12 protein-coding genes are annotated in these 15,727 nt (G+C 69.1%); 3 read left to right on the forward strand and 9 right to left on the reverse strand.

Features of this window, described 5'->3' with window-relative positions; genetic code table 11:
* The 5 genes from KRAD_RS22635 to KRAD_RS22650 form a co-directional block, all read right to left on the reverse strand.
* Entirely contained in the window at positions 1 to 552 is a 552-nt protein-coding gene (locus tag KRAD_RS22635) for a hypothetical protein (protein ID WP_157873727.1), read from the reverse strand.
* 77 nt (positions 553 to 629) lie between these two features.
* Positions 630 to 1,703, reverse strand: coding sequence for a hypothetical protein (locus KRAD_RS24780; RefSeq protein WP_012088054.1), 1,074 nt, complete (start codon positions 1,701 to 1,703; stop codon positions 630 to 632).
* A complete protein-coding gene (locus KRAD_RS25780; RefSeq protein ID WP_012088055.1) occupies positions 1,700 to 2,269 on the reverse strand; it encodes a sigma-70 family RNA polymerase sigma factor in 570 nt (189 codons plus the stop codon). The genes KRAD_RS24780 and KRAD_RS25780 overlap by 4 nt, the downstream gene beginning before the upstream one ends.
* 243 nt (positions 2,270 to 2,512) lie before the next feature.
* Positions 2,513 to 3,094 (reverse strand): glyoxalase superfamily protein, encoded by a 582-nt coding sequence (locus tag KRAD_RS22645; protein WP_012088056.1) that lies wholly within the window; start codon positions 3,092 to 3,094, stop codon positions 2,513 to 2,515.
* 319 nt (positions 3,095 to 3,413) lie between these two features.
* On the reverse strand, positions 3,414 to 4,298 hold the full coding sequence (locus KRAD_RS22650; RefSeq protein ID WP_157873728.1) for a nuclease-related domain-containing protein: 885 nt from the start codon (positions 4,296 to 4,298) through the stop codon (positions 3,414 to 3,416).
* Between the two features lie 188 nt (positions 4,299 to 4,486).
* On the opposite strand from KRAD_RS22650, the gene KRAD_RS24790 reads away from it, so the two are divergent.
* The gene (locus tag KRAD_RS24790) at positions 4,487 to 6,277 is read left to right on the forward strand and encodes an SIR2 family protein (protein WP_049821370.1); all 1,791 of its coding nucleotides are present in this window, start codon (positions 4,487 to 4,489) and stop codon (positions 6,275 to 6,277) included.
* 136 nt (positions 6,278 to 6,413) lie between these two features.
* Here KRAD_RS24790 and KRAD_RS22660 read toward each other — a convergent pair whose 3' ends face one another.
* The gene (locus tag KRAD_RS22660) at positions 6,414 to 11,426 is read right to left on the reverse strand and encodes a hypothetical protein (RefSeq protein ID WP_157873729.1); all 5,013 of its coding nucleotides are present in this window, start codon (positions 11,424 to 11,426) and stop codon (positions 6,414 to 6,416) included.
* Positions 11,427 to 11,577: 151 nt separating this feature from the next.
* On the opposite strand from KRAD_RS22660, the gene KRAD_RS22665 reads away from it, so the two are divergent.
* Both KRAD_RS22665 and KRAD_RS24795 read left to right on the forward strand, forming a co-directional pair.
* A complete protein-coding gene (locus KRAD_RS22665; protein WP_012088060.1) occupies positions 11,578 to 12,492 on the forward strand; it encodes a DUF3560 domain-containing protein in 915 nt (304 codons plus the stop codon).
* Positions 12,493 to 12,526: 34 nt separating this feature from the next.
* Positions 12,527 to 13,111 (forward strand): RDD family protein, encoded by a 585-nt coding sequence (locus KRAD_RS24795; RefSeq protein ID WP_012088061.1) that lies wholly within the window; start codon positions 12,527 to 12,529, stop codon positions 13,109 to 13,111.
* Between the two features lie 492 nt (positions 13,112 to 13,603).
* Here the strand turns inward: KRAD_RS24795 and KRAD_RS22680 are convergent, their stop codons facing one another.
* The 3 genes from KRAD_RS22680 to KRAD_RS27360 all read right to left on the reverse strand — a co-directional run bounded on the left by KRAD_RS22680 (position 13,604) and on the right by KRAD_RS27360 (position 15,609).
* The gene (locus tag KRAD_RS22680; protein ID WP_012088062.1) at positions 13,604 to 13,963 is read right to left on the reverse strand and encodes a hypothetical protein; all 360 of its coding nucleotides are present in this window, start codon (positions 13,961 to 13,963) and stop codon (positions 13,604 to 13,606) included.
* A gap of 251 nt (positions 13,964 to 14,214) precedes the next feature.
* Positions 14,215 to 14,787: a hypothetical protein gene (locus KRAD_RS22685; RefSeq protein ID WP_012088063.1), complete on the reverse strand. Its 573-nt coding sequence runs from the start codon at positions 14,785 to 14,787 to the stop codon at positions 14,215 to 14,217.
* A 246-nt stretch (positions 14,788 to 15,033) separates the two neighbouring features.
* The gene (locus tag KRAD_RS27360; RefSeq protein WP_238985797.1) at positions 15,034 to 15,609 is read right to left on the reverse strand and encodes a histone-like nucleoid-structuring protein Lsr2; all 576 of its coding nucleotides are present in this window, start codon (positions 15,607 to 15,609) and stop codon (positions 15,034 to 15,036) included.
* Positions 15,610 to 15,727 lie beyond the last annotated feature (118 nt).

The raw sequence follows: 15,727 nt of genomic DNA on the forward strand, positions 1-15,727 counted from the left end.
TCATAAAGAGGGCTCACAGGCTGGACGTACACGTAGGCTCCTGCGGCGGGAACGATCAGGCGGGCTGAGGCTCAGACCGGCTGAGCATGATCCACGCGACTGGACCACCCGATCTTGCTGCTCGGGTCGCAGGGGTTGAGTTTTCCGCCGGTCGCGCAGGTGATCCAGGTCCTCCACGCCGGCGGTGAGCAGGGCCGCGGGCTCACCGGAGCGGGCAGTGGCTGCCCCGGTGGTGGGCGCGGTCAGGGATGCGCTCACGATGAGGTCTCTCACCCGAGCTGAGCCGGGGAGGTAGGACGGTGGCCCGCCGAGGTCGGCGGTCACCGCCCAGGACTGGTCCGCGCCGGGGGCGGTGAGGTTCACCGGCATCAGGTCCCTGGTCATCCTGCACGTCAGGGGACCGCTGGTGGCGGCGGCGTCGAACGTCGCCGCTTCGGTACCGGCCGGCCATCCGGTGAACTGGAGGGTGACGGCGTCCTGGGTTGAGGTCTCCTCGGTCCACTGGAACGCGCGCCCGGCCACGCTGTACCCGGCCACGCTGTACTCGGCCACGTCGAGCAGATCAGCAGAGCCCCCAGCGCACCCCACCGGCGAAGCAAGAACGCCCCGTCGGGGTCCGCGGGTGTCGCTCATCGTCCTTCGGCGGCCGGGAGCCCGCTGGCACGCAGGTCAGCGACCGCGGCCGTCAGCAAGGTGGTCAGTTCGCTGACCGCGTCCTGCGCGGGGTGCAGCACGGTGATGCCGACGATGAGGTCCCCGACGCGGGCGGCGCCGGAGACGAAGGGCAGTCCGTTGCTGTCGGTGTGCGCGGCCCAGGTCTGGTCGGCTCCGGCGACGGTGATGGCGAAGGGTGTGGTCGGGTCGGTGAACCGGCAGACACCGGTGTTGGCGACGAGGGCGTCGAAGGCGATCGGTCCCCCGCCGGTGGCCCGGCCGGTGACGACCAGGTCCACGCTGGCCTGGTTCGGCCAGCGCTGGATCTCGTTCCACCAGGTGATTTGCCGCCCGGCCACCATCGGTGGGTCGAAGGGCCGTGAACTGCAGGCCTGCCCCATCACCGTCGGGCTCTTGGGGTACTGCCCGCGGTCGCCGAGGACCACTAGTCCGGCAGGCAGGGCTGCCCGGGTCCGTGTCATGTCGGGGATGTCGTAGGCGACGGGGACGTCCGGGTTGGCCAGCCCCACCGAGGAACCGGCTGTCGAGTCGACCGAAGGGGTGCTGGCTGGTGACTTGCTGAGGGTGGAAGTCCCCGCCGCCGTCTGCGCCGGAGTCTGCGCCGCGGTTGGTGCCGGGGTCTGGGTCGGGGTTCCGGTAGGTGTGGGCGTCAGCGAGGCCGCCGGGACGGTGCGCACGCTGGGCTCGGCGCTCCAGTGCAACCCTAGGGGGAGGGCGATGACAGCGGCCAGGGTGAAGGCGCCTGCGACGGCACGGGTGCGTCGGCGGTGCTGGATGCGTCGGCGCAGCTGGTGGCGGGTGCCGGCGTGCAGGCTGGCCTCGTCAATGCGGCCGGCGTGGAGCTCCTCGTGCAGGGCGCTCTGCAGGTGGTGCTGCAGCTGGAGTAGGTCGTCGAGGTCAGCAAGCTCATCGTGGTCGGTGTCGGGGCGGTCGGTGTCGGCGCGGTCGGTGTTGGGGCGGTCGGTGTCGAGGTGGTCGGCGTCGTCCTCGCCGGGGGTGGGGTGCTGGTCACGAGGTCGCTGGGTCATCGGGACTCCTTCGCGGCGTCGGTGTTGTGGTCCAGGAGGCGACGCAGGTTGCGCAGGCCGCGGTAGGCGTGGCTGCGGACGGTGGCTTGGGAGCAGTGCAGGAGGTTGGCGATCTCGGCGTCGGGCAGGCCTTCGTACAGGCGCAGGACGAGGGTGGCCCGTTGCGCGTCGGGTAGGCGGCGCAGCAACGTGAGGTAGTGCTGCCGGTCGCCGTAGCCGGCGCTGTCATCGAGGAGGGGAGCATCGGGCAGGTCGGCGGGGTCGCTGACCTGCTCGCGGCGCCAGGGGCGGCGGTGGTGGGAGACGACGGCGTTGACGACCATGCGGTTCAAGTAGGCCGAGGGGTCTTCGACGGCCTGGATGCGTGACCACTTCAGGACGCAGCGGGCCAGGACGTCCTGGACGACGTCCTCAGCTTGGTGGGGGTCTTTGAGCAGGCCGCGGGCGAGGCGGACCATCTCGGGGCCCTTCCAGGTGACCAGGGAGTCCAGGTCCCAGACCCCGGCTTGTGCCGGTTCAGGGCGCGAGGAGGCGTCGGCTCCGGCGGGACCTTGCGAACGTCTCACACTCTCCTAACGCTGCCCGGAAGCGGGCTGTTGCGGTTGGAAGGACTTCGTTTTGACGTCACTTCCGCTGTCGACTTCCGGCACCCCTGGGTCATCGACAAGACCGCGACGTCGCCGGCCGCCAGCGACAGCGCACAACGCGGGATGACCGTGAAGTCGTAGACCGGACGTGACCGCGCCCGGACGTGACCGCGCCCGGACGCGACCAGGCCGGACGTCGCTCCTCGCTCCGCCGCCTGGCTCTCAGCTGCCGTCTGGCTGGCAGAAGCGCAGGACGTTGCCGTAGGGGTCGATGACCTCCATGGTTGGCCCGCCGGGGAACTCGAGGTCCACGCCTGGTCGCAAGGGCGCGGCGGAGTGGGAGTGCAGCTCCGTGTGCAGGGCGTGGACGTCGGCCACCGCGATCCACACGACGCCGTGAGGACTGCCGTCACCGTGGTGCTCGGACAGGTGCAGGACCATCTGCCCGCGCGAGACCTGCACGTACAGCGGGAAGCCGGCCTCGAAGCGGTGTTCCCAGTCCAGGGTGAAGCCGAGGTAGTCCCGGTAGAAGCCCAACGCCACCTCCGCGGACATCACCCGCAGCACCGGGACGCCGGGGGCGAACGCCGGCGCCTGCGCGGGCGGCTGCACGGGTGCGGGCGCGGCCGCAGTGTGCGCGCCTGCCGTGGCGGCGAGGGTGTTCCAGTCCCGGGCGCCGTGCTGGTGGGCGATGAGTTCCAGCGCCAGGGAGTGGGGGACGTCGATGCCGGCGGCGGCCAGGTCGCTGCGCAGCAGCTTGGCCAGGTCCTTGGCACGGGCAACAGGGGTTGGGGGCGGGGTCATGGTGCGCCTTCCTGCGCGGCAGGTGCTGTGCCGGGTGCTCGCGTTGCCGGCTGCTGCCGCGTCCGGGAAGCCGCGGGAGGCTGGACCCAGCGGTGCATTCACCAGACCACCGAGGGGGCGCGAGCGGCAGGCTGCACCGAGCCACCAGCAGGGTAGCCACCGCCGCTGCGCCTGCCCAGATCGACGACCGCACAACATCCGCAGATCGACATGACCGCAAAATTGCTGGAGGCAATGGTTGCGGTAGCTGCCGCTGAGCCTTGTCGGCGCTCGGGGACTCCTGACTGCCTATGGCGGGGTAGACGCTGTGGGGCCGACGTCAACGGCGGCCCCTGCTCAGCTTGTGCTGCGTCTCAGGCGCACCCCGCCGGAGCCCATCCTGTTGGCCTCGTCGCTGCTGAATCTTTAACCGCTGGTGCTGCTCGCGGCGCTCACAGAAGGTCGCCAGGTGCTCGGCGGCCTTGGCCGCGGTGTCCAGCGGCAGGGCCTGGTCAGGACTCGTCGGGCCGGCCATGACCGGTCGCCAGGTGTCGCTGTCACGGAAAGCGACGATGAGGACGCCGTCGCGGTCGACGACCTGGCTGTGGAGGTTGGGGGCGCCGGGTCCGGCGAGGACGAGGACGGGCCGGACGGGCGTGTGGATGCCGTGGCTGCGCAGCAGGGCTGCGGTCTTGGTGGCGCCTTGGCGGGCTTGGCGGAGCTTGGACTCCAAGCCGTAGGTGTCTTCCAGGCTCTGCTGGCGGCTGAAGAGGGCTTTGACTTCGAGGGCGAAGCAGCCTTTGGGGGCCAGGACGACGTGGTCGACGTCGAAGTGCTCGAAGGGGATCGCGCTGATGACGCCGTACACGCCGTCGGTGGTGCGCAGCTCGTCCCCGACGTCGCCCTCGACGCCGCGGCCGAGCCGGGCCAGGAGGCTGCCGTCGGCCAGGGCAAGGAAGCCGGCCCAGCCGACGGCGGCGGCGCCGAGGAAGACGCCGAGGATGCCGGCCTGCAGCTGCGGGTGCTCCCGGGCGCCGTAGCTGAAGGAGACAGCCGCGAGAGCGAAGGCGGCGAGGAGCTTGGTGAGGTCACGCCAGTTAGCGCGCAGCAGGTGCCGGCGGCGTGCGCGGAGGTCCTGCTCGAGCCAGGAGGCGCGTCGGCGTCGGTAGCGAGGGTAGGGCAGGCGCAGCTGGCCGTATCCGCGGCGATCACGCAGCCATCTCACCAGCGCAGCATCGACGTGGTGCGGGCTGTGCTTGAGGTCTACACCCTCACCCGCGTCGGTCTCTCGTCCCCGCTGGTCTTTCACCTACCCGGGACCTCTCGCCCGCACTGGCGCTCCGCCCCTGTACAGCGCTCGCGACAGGACGCAAACGCCCGTAGAAGTCAGCCCGTTGGGACAAGATGAGACGCGTGGATGCTCATGTCTCCCTGGCCTTGGCCTTGCAGTCCGGCCCCGGCACGGTCGCTGCCTTGCTCGGGGCCGGTGCGTCGGCGTCGGCGGGGCTGCCCACGGCGTGGGAGGTGCGGCAGGAGCTGATCCGCCGGGCCGCGCTCGCTGCCGGTGAGGCGGTGCCGACCGACCCCGAAGCATGGTGGTCTGATCGCGGTGGCAGCGCAGGCTACGACGGGCTGCTGGCGGAGCTGGCGCCCACGCCGGCGGGGCGGCGCGACTTGCTGCGGGGCTTCTTCGAGCCCACCGAGGACGGGCGCGAACGGGGGGAGAAGCGTCCCGGTGCGGTGCACCACGCGCTGGCCCAGCTGGTGGTCACTGGCGCGGTGCGGGTGGTACTGACGTTGAACTTCGACCGCCTCATCGAGACCGCGCTGCGCGAGGCGGGTATCGAGCCGGTCGTCATCGACTCTCCGGCCGCGGTGGAGGGGATGGAACCGCTGCAGCACCAGCGAGCGGTGGTGGTGCACCTGCACGGTGACTACCTCTCACCCGCGACGCTGAACACCCCCGAGGAGCTCAATACCTACCCGGCTGCGCTCAACGCCTTGATCGATGAGGTCTTCGACCGTTATGGCCTGCTCGTCATCGGCTGGTCAGCGACGTGGGACAACGCCCTCCGAGCGCGCCTGCAGGCCGCCCGCAGCCCCCGCTACGGCACCTGGTGGATCGACCAGTTCCCCCTAAGCGGGCACGCCCAGGACCTGGCCAGCGCCCGTCGGGCCGCGGTGGCTATCGCAGATGCGGGGGTAGAGCTGGCGCGGGTGGTCGACGCGCTGCAGGCGCTCGCGGAACAGCGCCTGCAGGATCCCGTGGGGCCGCCCGCGGCTGTGGCCTTCGCCAAGCGAGCCCTGGCCGGGGCGAATGTGGCCATTGGTTTGCATGACACCCTCAGCCGGGAGACCGACCGGGTAGCGAACCTCGACGCTGTCCGCTCAAATGAGTTCAACGTGGGCGGTAATCAGCTGGCGGCCGTGTACGCCCGTCGTCGGGATCAGATTCTCGCCGGCACCGCCACGTTAAGCGCGCTGGTGGCTACCAGCGCTTACTGGGGAAATGAGCGCACCGATGCTTGGTGGTTACCCACCATCACCCGCTCGGTGCCACGCGAGATCGTCGGTGGACTCACGCCGTTGATCGGCCTGCGTTTGGGAGTGGCGACGCTGCTGACCCACGCCGCCGGCATCGCTGCCACCGCCGTCCGTCGCGACGAGCTGGTTGCCCACTTGGCCGCCGGTAACCGCCTCACGTGGAATGACCAAATCCTAGAGGCGGCTGCGGTGCTGACCCCGGCGGTGTTGTGGGCAGAAGACGGCGCCGACGCCGAACTGCGCCTGCGAGAGTACTTGCGGCCGCTGCTGCAGAACCACCTCGCCCTCGGCGCCGCCGGGTATGAGCACGCGTGGGAGGACTGGGCCGCAGTGTGTTACCTCACCCGGCGGCAGGCGGGCACCACTGTGGCTGCTCCCCTCATGGTCATCGACGGCAACGAACCGTACGCGCCGGCCTTGAAGCGACTCAAAGGGCGAATCAAGGATTTACCGGAGAACACGGGCCTGTTCGCTCATGGCAATCTTGGCGGCAGGATCGGGCTGGCGTGGCCGCTCCTCGAACGCTACGAGAGTCAGGTCGCCGAGTGGGCCAAGGAGCTCGACCGGAACCACATTACTCCCTTTGGTGCCGGCATCGGAGGAGGCGTCATTCCTACAGGGCCGCGTTACCCCGGTCGTCCTGATTTGGCGTGGCGCTGACGGCAGCAGGATCCGACCAGCCTGTGGAAATCAGCAGTGACTGACGCGGTGACTAGGGCCCAGATGCTGCGCCTGTAGTCGTCCTGATGCTCAACGCTTTGGTCTGCGGTGCACCTCGCACGACGTCGGACTCTGCTTACTGCTCCAGCTCCTTCTGGACAAGGATCGCCACTGACGACCCGCGTCGAGCGAGGTTGTCGACCAGTTGCAGTAGAGCCCGACGCAGCGATCCAGGTTCGTGCTCCTCCCGCACCACATCTCGCAACCAGGTCTCGACGTATTGACTACGCCCCAGAATCCGAGACCCGTCGGGCCCAATCATCCTCAGGACGAGGCCCATTGCCTGGGGCGTACGTTCCAGCGCGTTGGCGGCCAGGCAGAGCAGCAGCCGGTCGACGAGGTCGGGGGACGGTTCGGACGCCGTCACCCAGCGATCGATCACGCGGGCGTACTCATCTGGCGGCCAGGAGGCTCCGGACTGCGGTATCGGTAGTAGCGCTTCGTCCAGTTTACGTCTCGATGCTTCTTGTCGGGACCGGCGTGATGCTTCCCGTGCAGACCGCGCCGCGGGCAGCAGCTGATCAAGCAGTCTGGGCCAGACCTCGAACGACCGTTGTCCCTGCGTGGTCGACACGGCCTGGAGCGCGAGTGACTCAACGACAAAAGCCAGCTCCTCGGGGGCAGGGGTGAACGCCGTGAGATAGCGGTCGAGGATGTCGTCATTGCCGTCGAGCACCGCGGAGGAGACCCAGAGACTGATCTGCTGACACCAGTAACGCGATCCGCGAAACCCGCGGGGGATCGCATCGGTGGGTCTACGCCTTAGGTCATACTCGACAAGCGCGGCCAGCGTTCGTCGAGCGCCCTCGCCGTGCGGGCAGTCACAACGTGCCGCCGCCCTTAGCCCGGGTAGCGCGTCCGCGGCGGTGTCGTAGTTCAACAGGGTGTCGGGATCGGTAAGCGCCTCCTCAAGAGGTTGCCTCAAACGCTTGCGGGGACGTTCTTGACCGTTCCACGGACCAACTCCTGCAGCCAGGATCCACTCAAGGTAGACGGCCATGGCGGTGGTGTGTCGTGCGTGAGTCCTCTGCTTCGTGCAGTCGGTGTCGTTCCACGCTGCGGCCAGCCCTTGCAGGAGGCGGTCTCTGACCTGGCGGGACTGACTGGCCGACAGCATCTCTACTATGGAGGTGAACTGATCCTTATCTTTGCCGCATGCATCCAGGAGGAGGTCGTCGCTGAGCAGGCGGGTGATCGCGGTCGCGAGTGACCGGTCGGCGCCGAAGTCCCAACTCATGTCGCGGTCAGCGTCCGCGAATTTGGGCGTGTTCTCGTTCACGAGGCGGAGAAGTGTTTCCACGGCGGTGGGCAGCATCTGTAGTTCTGCCTCGCCGCCACGGGCCGCCTGCACTACGACGGCGGCCGCAGCCATCGCCAAGGTCTCGGCAGGGTTGAAGGCGATGCCGAGCTCGGAGTCGCTGCCCTCGTCGCGCACCATGGTCCCAACGGTGGTGTACAGCTGCGCTGCCGAGCCGGGCTGGTCTACTGATTCGTCGCGGATCTTCATGGCGGCGAACAGGTGGTTGGACAGCTCGAGACGGGTGCGGGCCTCACGGCCGCCGCCTTCTTCCAGTTGCTGTTGAAGATCAGAGGGCAACTCGACTGAAACCTCCAGCTGGTTCGGCTGGTTCTCGACCGGGTTGAGCCGGTAGTACTCGATCCGAAACATGGACGCGCGCCGCCGAGCGACGGCCAGCTCCGGGGAGCCCTCAGCGGGTTCACCTTGGCGAGCACGGGAGTTTGTCAAGAACCGTTCACCGGTCGCTTCGAGTTCACGGCGACGTTCCTCGTCGCCACCTAGTACGAGCTGTATGACGACACCGTCGACCTGGGTGCTCAGCCCGGGCTCGCCGGTGTCCCACCCTGCACCACCACCGAAGATTCGGGACGTTTCCATGTCCCAGACGTCCGGCTCTTGGAGGAAGGGGTCTAGCAGTGCACCGGAAGTCGATGGGTTAATGAGCAGGAGGGAGTACCCCACGGCTGCCAGTGCCGGACTCACACCTGCGAGCAGGACATCGTCCAGGATTTGTTCTAGAGGCCGCTTGCTCACCTGTGCAACTGCCCATCGGCGCAGCGCCATTAGAGCCGACATGGCCGGGTAGGGCCCGGTACCAGCCCGCTGGTACCACCCCCAGGCAGAAGCGGGACCGCGATAGGTGCGGGCGTTCGACCAGTGCGGGAAGGTGAGTTCGAGAGCCAGTGGACGCTGCGGCCTGGAGAACGAAGCTTCTTCGCGTCCTCGGTGCCGGGTGGCGGCATCGACGACGGCACCCACCAGCCTCAGACCGTGGGCAGGTGAGTGGTCCAACAGGACAGCGAAGGGCCCCCAGTCGGGCCCAGTCAAACCGAAACCGCGGCGGCGTGCGGTGCGGTGCGAGTGGTCGCGGATACCGTCCTCGTCGCCTGGAACGCCCAGCCGTCGGCGGCCTCGCAGGGTGCGGCGCGGGGTCATCGGGAGCCGGCCTCGTGCACCATCCATGTCCAGCGGCCAGTCGAGGTAGTAGCAGCCAGCCAGTTCCAAGAGCAGATCGGGGTTGTCTCGGGCCAACGCGGCTGCAACGTCCGGATCTTCGATGATTGCTTCGAGGTCGTCGCCGCGTTCGACAGCTCGCTCGAGAAGCGGGCTGGCTTCGGCGGGGAGGTTCTGGCCGAGCAAGCCGAGGACGGCAAGGGCGGACTCGTAACGCTGCCCATACGTGGCATCCCCAGCCCAGCTGACCGTCGCGGCGCACAACCGCGATGAGTCGATGCCGAAGTCGCCCGGCCGCAGGCGGTGGAGTTCCAGACTGCGGAGCCATCGTTCCGTCAGCAACACGGCGGACGCTGCCAACCCTTCCGACAACTCCGCGGCGGTAGCGATCAGCAGTCCGATCACCGGGGCAGCCAGCACGCTGTTGAGAACGAGACTGGCACCATCGAGCGTCATGCGGTCGGGCGTCGTACGGTCGGTCGTCGCGAAACGAGTCGTCACCGCGATGAGCCGCGCGACATCCAAAAGACGCGGTTGTCCGGCGGTGTTGGGGACCAGCTCCTGTAGGTCGAGCCGCTGCAGACCGAGCCCCTGCAGGACAACCCCGGGGTCAGCCAAAGACAAAGCCGACTCGTACGGGACGTCACTCCAGCGGTCGCCGTCGCGGGCCGCGAGCCGTTCACAGACTGACAGTTGCTGCTTCCAGACAGCGCGCAGCTCTGCCGGGTCGCTCGCTGCGGACAGGGTGCGTTGTCCGGCCAAGCGGACTGCTCGCAACAGCGGACGAGGGGAGTGAACCTGTTCCAAAAGCGCCGGATCGTCGGCCAGGACCATGGCTGCTGCGTAGTCGGCCAGGACGTCGTGGGAAAACCGGTACGTCCGGCCGTGGCGCGTCAGGACGTCGTCGCTGACGAGGCCGCCCACTGCGGGGCCAGGAACCGTTGACAGGGATGTGCTGCCCGTGCCGGTGATGACGGCTTCCGCCGCCTCCTCCCAGGCGCGGCTTCGCTCATGGGGTAATCCCTGCCCTGGACGCATCCCCTCGGAGCGTCGGACGACCGTGTTGTAGAAGAGGTCGAGGATGGTTTCCTCACCGATCGGGTCCTGCTCGGGCAGGGCACTGCCTGACCGGACGATGAGATCGACGAGGTACGGCCGGCGCAGGAGCTGATTACTGCGAGGGTGACGCAGAAGAGGCGCCAGGAGAGGGAAGGCCTGCTCCACCTCGTTCATCTCGTCATCGGTGAGGTCGCCCACCGGCACGTGTGAAGTCAATCGATCACCGAGATGATGGGTCAGAGGGTCGGCAGCTTCTCGGCGGCAGGTGATGACGACGGTCCATGGCGGACTCTTCCGTCCGCCCGTGGGTGCCGCGTCCAGCAGGAACTCCAGCAGCCGTCCTGCGTCGGCCAGGGCGTTCTCGGCCCCGTCAATGAGCAGGATGCGAGACCCCGCGGTGGGTGCGGCTGCCAGCGCTGTGGGCAGGTGGGGGATACCCAGCTCGTCCTGAAGGCTGGTGGGACTGTCGCCGCCTCGCACAGCAAGATTGATGGCCACCACCGTCGCGTTCTCGCCCTGCTCTTGCACACAGCGACGAGCCAGGACCGATTTACCCACACCGGCGCTTCCTGAGATCAGCACCAGCCCACCGCCCGCAACAGCCCGGTCGATCTGATCGACAACGCGTGCGCGTTCCAGGCGCAGGGTCCCGCCGATCTGGTCGACGGTGCGTGCCAGCTCATCCGCCGACGCGGTGAGGACACGCTCGAGCTCGTGCCTGTGCTGGGGAGCGGTGTCCAGGGCGACACCTGCGGCCAGGAGGGCGGCCCGGAGCATGGGCACGTTGATGACGCCCGCGTTCGGTCCCCAGCCTTCAGCCAGCGTACGCAGCTGCGCGAAGAGCGAGCGCACCGACGGCGCCGCGGAGGGGAAGACCTGCGCGAGGCGGCTCAAAGTGTCAAGGAAGTCGCGCCCGTCCTCACCGATCTCCATGATCCACACGTGCAGATGACGCAGAAGGTCGTGGACGAGCCGGTCCACCCCCAGCTCGTCGACCTCTAGGCCCTGTCCGGTGCTTTCCTGGTCGCCTCGTTCGGCTAGGACCCGCTCGACGGCGGCCTTGACGTGGTCGTACCGACCACGGACCTCGGCGCTCATCGCTCCCGGCATGAGCAGCCCGAGGAAGGTGTCAACGCTGGTATGAGCCCGGGCGATGACGGTCAACCGGTGCAGCTCTTCCAGCTGGGCCCTCGGGCCGCCGGCGGCGAGGCCTAGACGGAGGCTGCCTGCGTCCAGCTCGTCGTGTCGGGTGGACAGCTCCTGCAGACACTGTCCCAAGACGTCGAGGAACGCGCGGTCTGAGGGGGTGGGAGCCGCCCGGCGCTTGACCTGGTAGTCGATGCTCGATGGCGATGCGCCCTGATTGGAGGTCAGGACCAGGTCGTCCAGAGCGTGGCCTGCTACGCGCCGCTGTAGGGCGATGCTGGTGGGGGCTGTGTCCAGCCCTGGCATCAAGTCCCCGGTCAGCAACCGTCCCAGCGCGAGTGCGGCGAGGGTGTACTCCTCGATCGTGCCCGCCCCGCCGGTTGCCTCAGGCGACACCTGTGCCACACCCACTCGCCCCCCGTGAACGACCACATGACCTGCTCTGATCGGCGACCCGTCCGATGGGGCGGGCCGCCAAGCCCTACGACAGATCATCTTGCCCGAGGGGCTCCGTCTTGACGCCCTCATCCCAGATACGTCCACGATCGACGCGGTTGTCTCGATGAGCGCGCCCAACGGCACGAGCAGGCCGCCGTGTGGGCGGTGGGGGACCGCTACGCCGCGGCGCGCGGCATCGCGGACGGGCATCCCGCTGGGTCAGCTGATCCTGGTCGGGCACCACAGCGAGGGCCGGGCCCGGCGAGACGCGGCCCGGATGGGCGCGCACATGGATGCCAGCGTGGCCCACACCGACGCAGCCGAGGAGGCGCGGCGGGCGGCGCGGATCGCGAAGGCGGCCACCGATGCCCGCTACAACCCGGTGACGGTGGCGAAGCGAGTGGAGCGGTTGACCCCCAGGGTGGGGGCCGAGGAGAAGGCGCTCGCGCACTGCGAGCGCGCGGTCGCTGCCGGGCAGGCCGCTGCTGCGGCCCTGAGCGCGGTTGGCGGCCCGGACTCAGACCTGGATCGGGGGCAGGTGCAGCCCGACCGTCCTCGGGCTGGGGAGAGCGCGCAGGGGGCCGCGGTGCGGTATGGGCTGAACATGGCCGCCCACGCGGCCGCAGTCGCTGAGCGGTTGCAGGCGCACCGTGCCGACCTGGCCCACTGGCAGGCGGTGCGTGCCCGGCAGGTCGCGGATGGGACGGCCACCGGCGTCGGCCGGCACAACGTGGCGGCCGGGGATCAGGTGCGGGTGCGTGGGCACTGCTACGAGGTGGTGCGGGCGAACGCGAAGACGGTGACGGTGCTCGGCATGTTCGGGCCCCGCGCGACCCTGTGGCAGGAGGTCCAGGAGCACCGGCGGGGAGCAGGCGGGACCGGTGACCAGGCGAGGGCGGGGGGGGTGACTCAACCCCTGTTCACGGCCCGTCAACCTCCGGCCGCGTCGGGGCCGGGCGTCCCGGCCGCGCAGTCGTGGCCCTGTGACGATCCAAATTTCTTCGGTACCTCCCGCGCCTGCGCATCTGCGGGACCCTGAGACAAACGGGCGGGCCGCGTGGAATTGTGACCGAGTGCAACAGCTCATCACTGCGCCCTTCTTCCGGCGACTGGCCGCCCGGCTCATCGACCTCGGCTTCGCCCTGGTCCTGACCTTCGCCCTGGCCGTGGTCGTGGGCCTGATCTCAGGTCTCGTGACCGCCTTCAGCGGTGGCCTCGACGAGGATGGACTGGCGATCGCGCTGCTGGTCTGGCTCTGCTACTTCCTGGCCTACGTCGCGCTGGAGTGGTTTCTGGTGGTCAACCGCGGCGGGCAGACGCTGGGCAAGGGGCTGATGGGCATCAGGGTGGTCCGTGCATCGGGCACCGGCGTCGCCCCCGCTTCGTCCTTCGTTCGCCTTTTCGTGTTCTTCATCCCGTTCTTCTTCGCCTCGCAGGCTGGGGGGTCGACGTCGGCCGGGTGGGAGGCGCTGGCCACTATCGGGTTCTTGTGGTCCACAGCCACACTGATCATGGTGTGCATCCGGCCAGGCGGTCGGCGTGGGGTTCACGACTACTTGTCGGGCACTCGGGTCGTGCTCGCTCCGAGGCGCAAAGTGAACCTGCGGAAGGACATTCCGATGATGGTGCCTAGGCGGGTTGACCTCACCAAGCGCTGACCGCGAAGTGTCACCATTCCCTCGACCAGTAGCGCCGTGGCTTGGTCGTCGTGCGGACGGTGGCGCCGCGGCTGGGATTGCAGGTGGTGAGGAGGAGCTGGTCGGCTTGGGTTCCGCCATGTGCTCGGGCGAGGGTGTGGTCGGCCTTAAGGGGCATGTGGTCGACCTTGAGGGCAACGTCGCGGAACATCTGCGGTCCCTGACCGACGGGAGGCTGTCGGACGCGCGTTCAGATGCCATCGGTCACGGGGCGGTCGGGTCGACGTGTTCGACGACGGCGCCCAGGAGGACGCCGACAGCCTGGACGAGGGGGTCCAGGGCATTCGCGGCGTCGGTGGGGTGACGGTGCCGCTCAGGACGCCCAGGAGGAAGAAGGGCCCGGCGGCCGCGACGGGTACCGCGAGGACGGCGACGACGCGCAGCAGGGCGGCGAGTGAGACCTGCCGAGCGGGCTGTGTCGGGTTGTGTCGGGCTTCGTTGTAGTGATGCGGGTCAGGCGGCGTGGGCTTCGCGGTCGTAGACGAGGGTGGCGGCTTGGTAGAGGGGGGCGAGGTCGAGGTCGCAGGTGTGGCAGAGGTGGTGCAGGTCGCTGAGCAGTTCGATGAGGGCTTGCTGCATGTCCTCGGCGTGGCTGCCGCTGGCGCGGGTGTGGTGGTGGAGGGCTTGGGCGGCGTAAGCGGCGCGATGGGCGTTGGTGTGGCGGGCTCGGGCGGCGCGGGTGGCGGGGTCTTCACCGTCGGGTGCGGCGCTGCTGAGGGCGGTGACGCTGGCGCTGGCGTGAGCGTTGGTGCCGGCGCGGGTGCTGGCGCTGGTGTCGGCGCTCGCGGGTTGGTGGGTGGGGGTCTGGGTCATGGCGGGTCCTTGAGTGGGTAGTCCGGGGGTGGGAGCCCAGGGGTGGAGTGCAGTGAGGGTGCTACGGGGAGGTGCTGGCGGCCCTGCTGCCCTTGTGAGCCACGGCTGGGGAGCCGGGCCCATGAGCCGTATCTGCGGGGTTGGTGCTCTGCTGCCCGTGGCGGATCTGGTGAGGCGGCCTGTGGGGCGGCGGGGAAGTGGTGCTGCTCGCCAGAGCGGGTGCTCGAGCCGGGCTGTGCTGGGCCGGTCTGTCAGCTGGCGGGGTGCTGGGTGGGATGGGTGACGATGAGGGTGAGGTGGGGATCGCTACTGCGGGGTCCTTGGACGGCAGCGTCAGCGGTGGCGGTGGCCTCACGGATGGGCGCGGGCACCAGGTGCAGCCCTTGCTGCGGCTTGGACTGCGGCTCCTGGTGCTGGTGCTGGTGCTGCTGGGCTGGGGGGCGGGCGAGGCCGGCGAGGTGACCGCTGCCGGCGGGTGATCCGGTCCCGGACGGGGGGAGGGGCTCGCTGATGAGTCTGATCACCGGCGCGGAAGGCTGGGCGGTGGTGGAGGCGCTGCGGTGGGCGGCCTGCAGATGAGCGGCGCGTAGCTGGATGTCCTGCTGCGCGGCGTCGAGATGGGTAGCCGAGCCGGTGGCGGAGCTTGTGGCGTAGCCGGCGAGGTAGCCGAAGAGCGCGGCCGCGGGGACGGCGGCCAGGAGCAGGAGGGCGCGTTCGCTGGCCTTGGCCGGGGCGAGCAGGGGAATGAGGGTGAGGGTGGCGAAGGAGGTCAGGCCGACGGTGGTGGCTCGACGTGTGTTGATGTGCATGGTGATGCGGGGCACGTCGACGCTCCTGCCTGCTTCAGATGCCAGCTGACCCGTGTCTTTCAGTCCCGGTGAGCACTTCATTGGGCTGATGGGCTCTCGCGTTTCACTCTGGGCTGAGCCTGCCACACCGGTGCGCTGATGGCACGGGGTGTGGGGCGTGGAGAGCGTCGGGGTTGGGCCCCCCCCGGTACGTAAGGACATCCGTCGCGACATCGGCGAAGGCGCCGGCGTTGATCGGGCCATTGATCACGCCATCAGCGATCACGTCGACCAGGGATCGCGTCCACCAGCTGTCGTGTCGATCACTGCGTCGCTGGCCCGCGGCCGGCTGATCTCGTCGCCGGTCTCGTCGCTGGCCGCTTGCCACCGTCCGGTGAGCTCCTCGCACGCTCGTGGACCCTTCCCGGTCGGCGCTGGCGGGCGGGGAGGTCGCGTCGGTGGGGCCTGCCGCCTGGGGCTGAGCTCCGCGGGGGTCAGTTGGGCGGCTTGGTAGGCGCGTAGGAGGGTGGGGCTGATGCGGCCGGTGGCGGTGACGCGGTGGCCGTGGGTGCGGGCCCAGGAGCGGATGATGCGGTGGTCAGGGGCCAGTGTGGTGCGCTTGCAGTTGTCGCGGTGCCCGATGGTCTGGGCTCCGGTGCGGCGGGCGTGTTGGATGAACACGTCGAGGCTGGCGCGCAACTGGCGGGCGTGGTCGGCGTTGAGGTCGATCTCGTGAGCGTCGCCGTCGAGGGTGAAGGTGAGGCGTTCGGTGGCGGGGCTGCCGTCGATGTTGTCGCTCAGTTGGGTGGTGGTGCGGGTGGCCGTGGGGCATGGTGACAGACGCCCGGGCGCGGCCATGGGCCTCATTCAGGCCGAGAGCAACCGCAACCTCAAATCACCGGCGGCCAATTACCCGGATTGAGTGACAATGAGCAGGAAGCGTCTGGTTCGTATCAGGTTGATACTGCTTCTTTCT

This window comes from Kineococcus radiotolerans SRS30216 = ATCC BAA-149, assembly GCF_000017305.1.
Taxonomy (GTDB): Bacteria; Actinomycetota; Actinomycetes; order Actinomycetales; family Kineococcaceae; genus Kineococcus; species Kineococcus radiotolerans.

Excerpts from the sequence above, each read along its gene's own strand:
- KRAD_RS24780 (WP_012088054.1), bottom strand. The coding sequence starts at position 1,703 with ATGACCCAGCGACCTCGTGACCAGCACCCCACCCCCGGCGAGGACGAC.
- KRAD_RS22645 (WP_012088056.1), bottom strand. The coding sequence starts at position 3,094 with ATGACCCCGCCCCCAACCCCTGTTGCCCGTGCCAAGGACCTGGCCAAG.
- KRAD_RS22665 (WP_012088060.1), top strand. The coding sequence starts at position 11,578 with ATGAGCGCGCCCAACGGCACGAGCAGGCCGCCGTGTGGGCGGTGGGGG.
- KRAD_RS22680 (WP_012088062.1), bottom strand. The coding sequence starts at position 13,963 with ATGACCCAGACCCCCACCCACCAACCCGCGAGCGCCGACACCAGCGCC.
- KRAD_RS27360 (WP_238985797.1), bottom strand. The coding sequence starts at position 15,609 with ATGGCCGCGCCCGGGCGTCTGTCACCATGCCCCACGGCCACCCGCACC.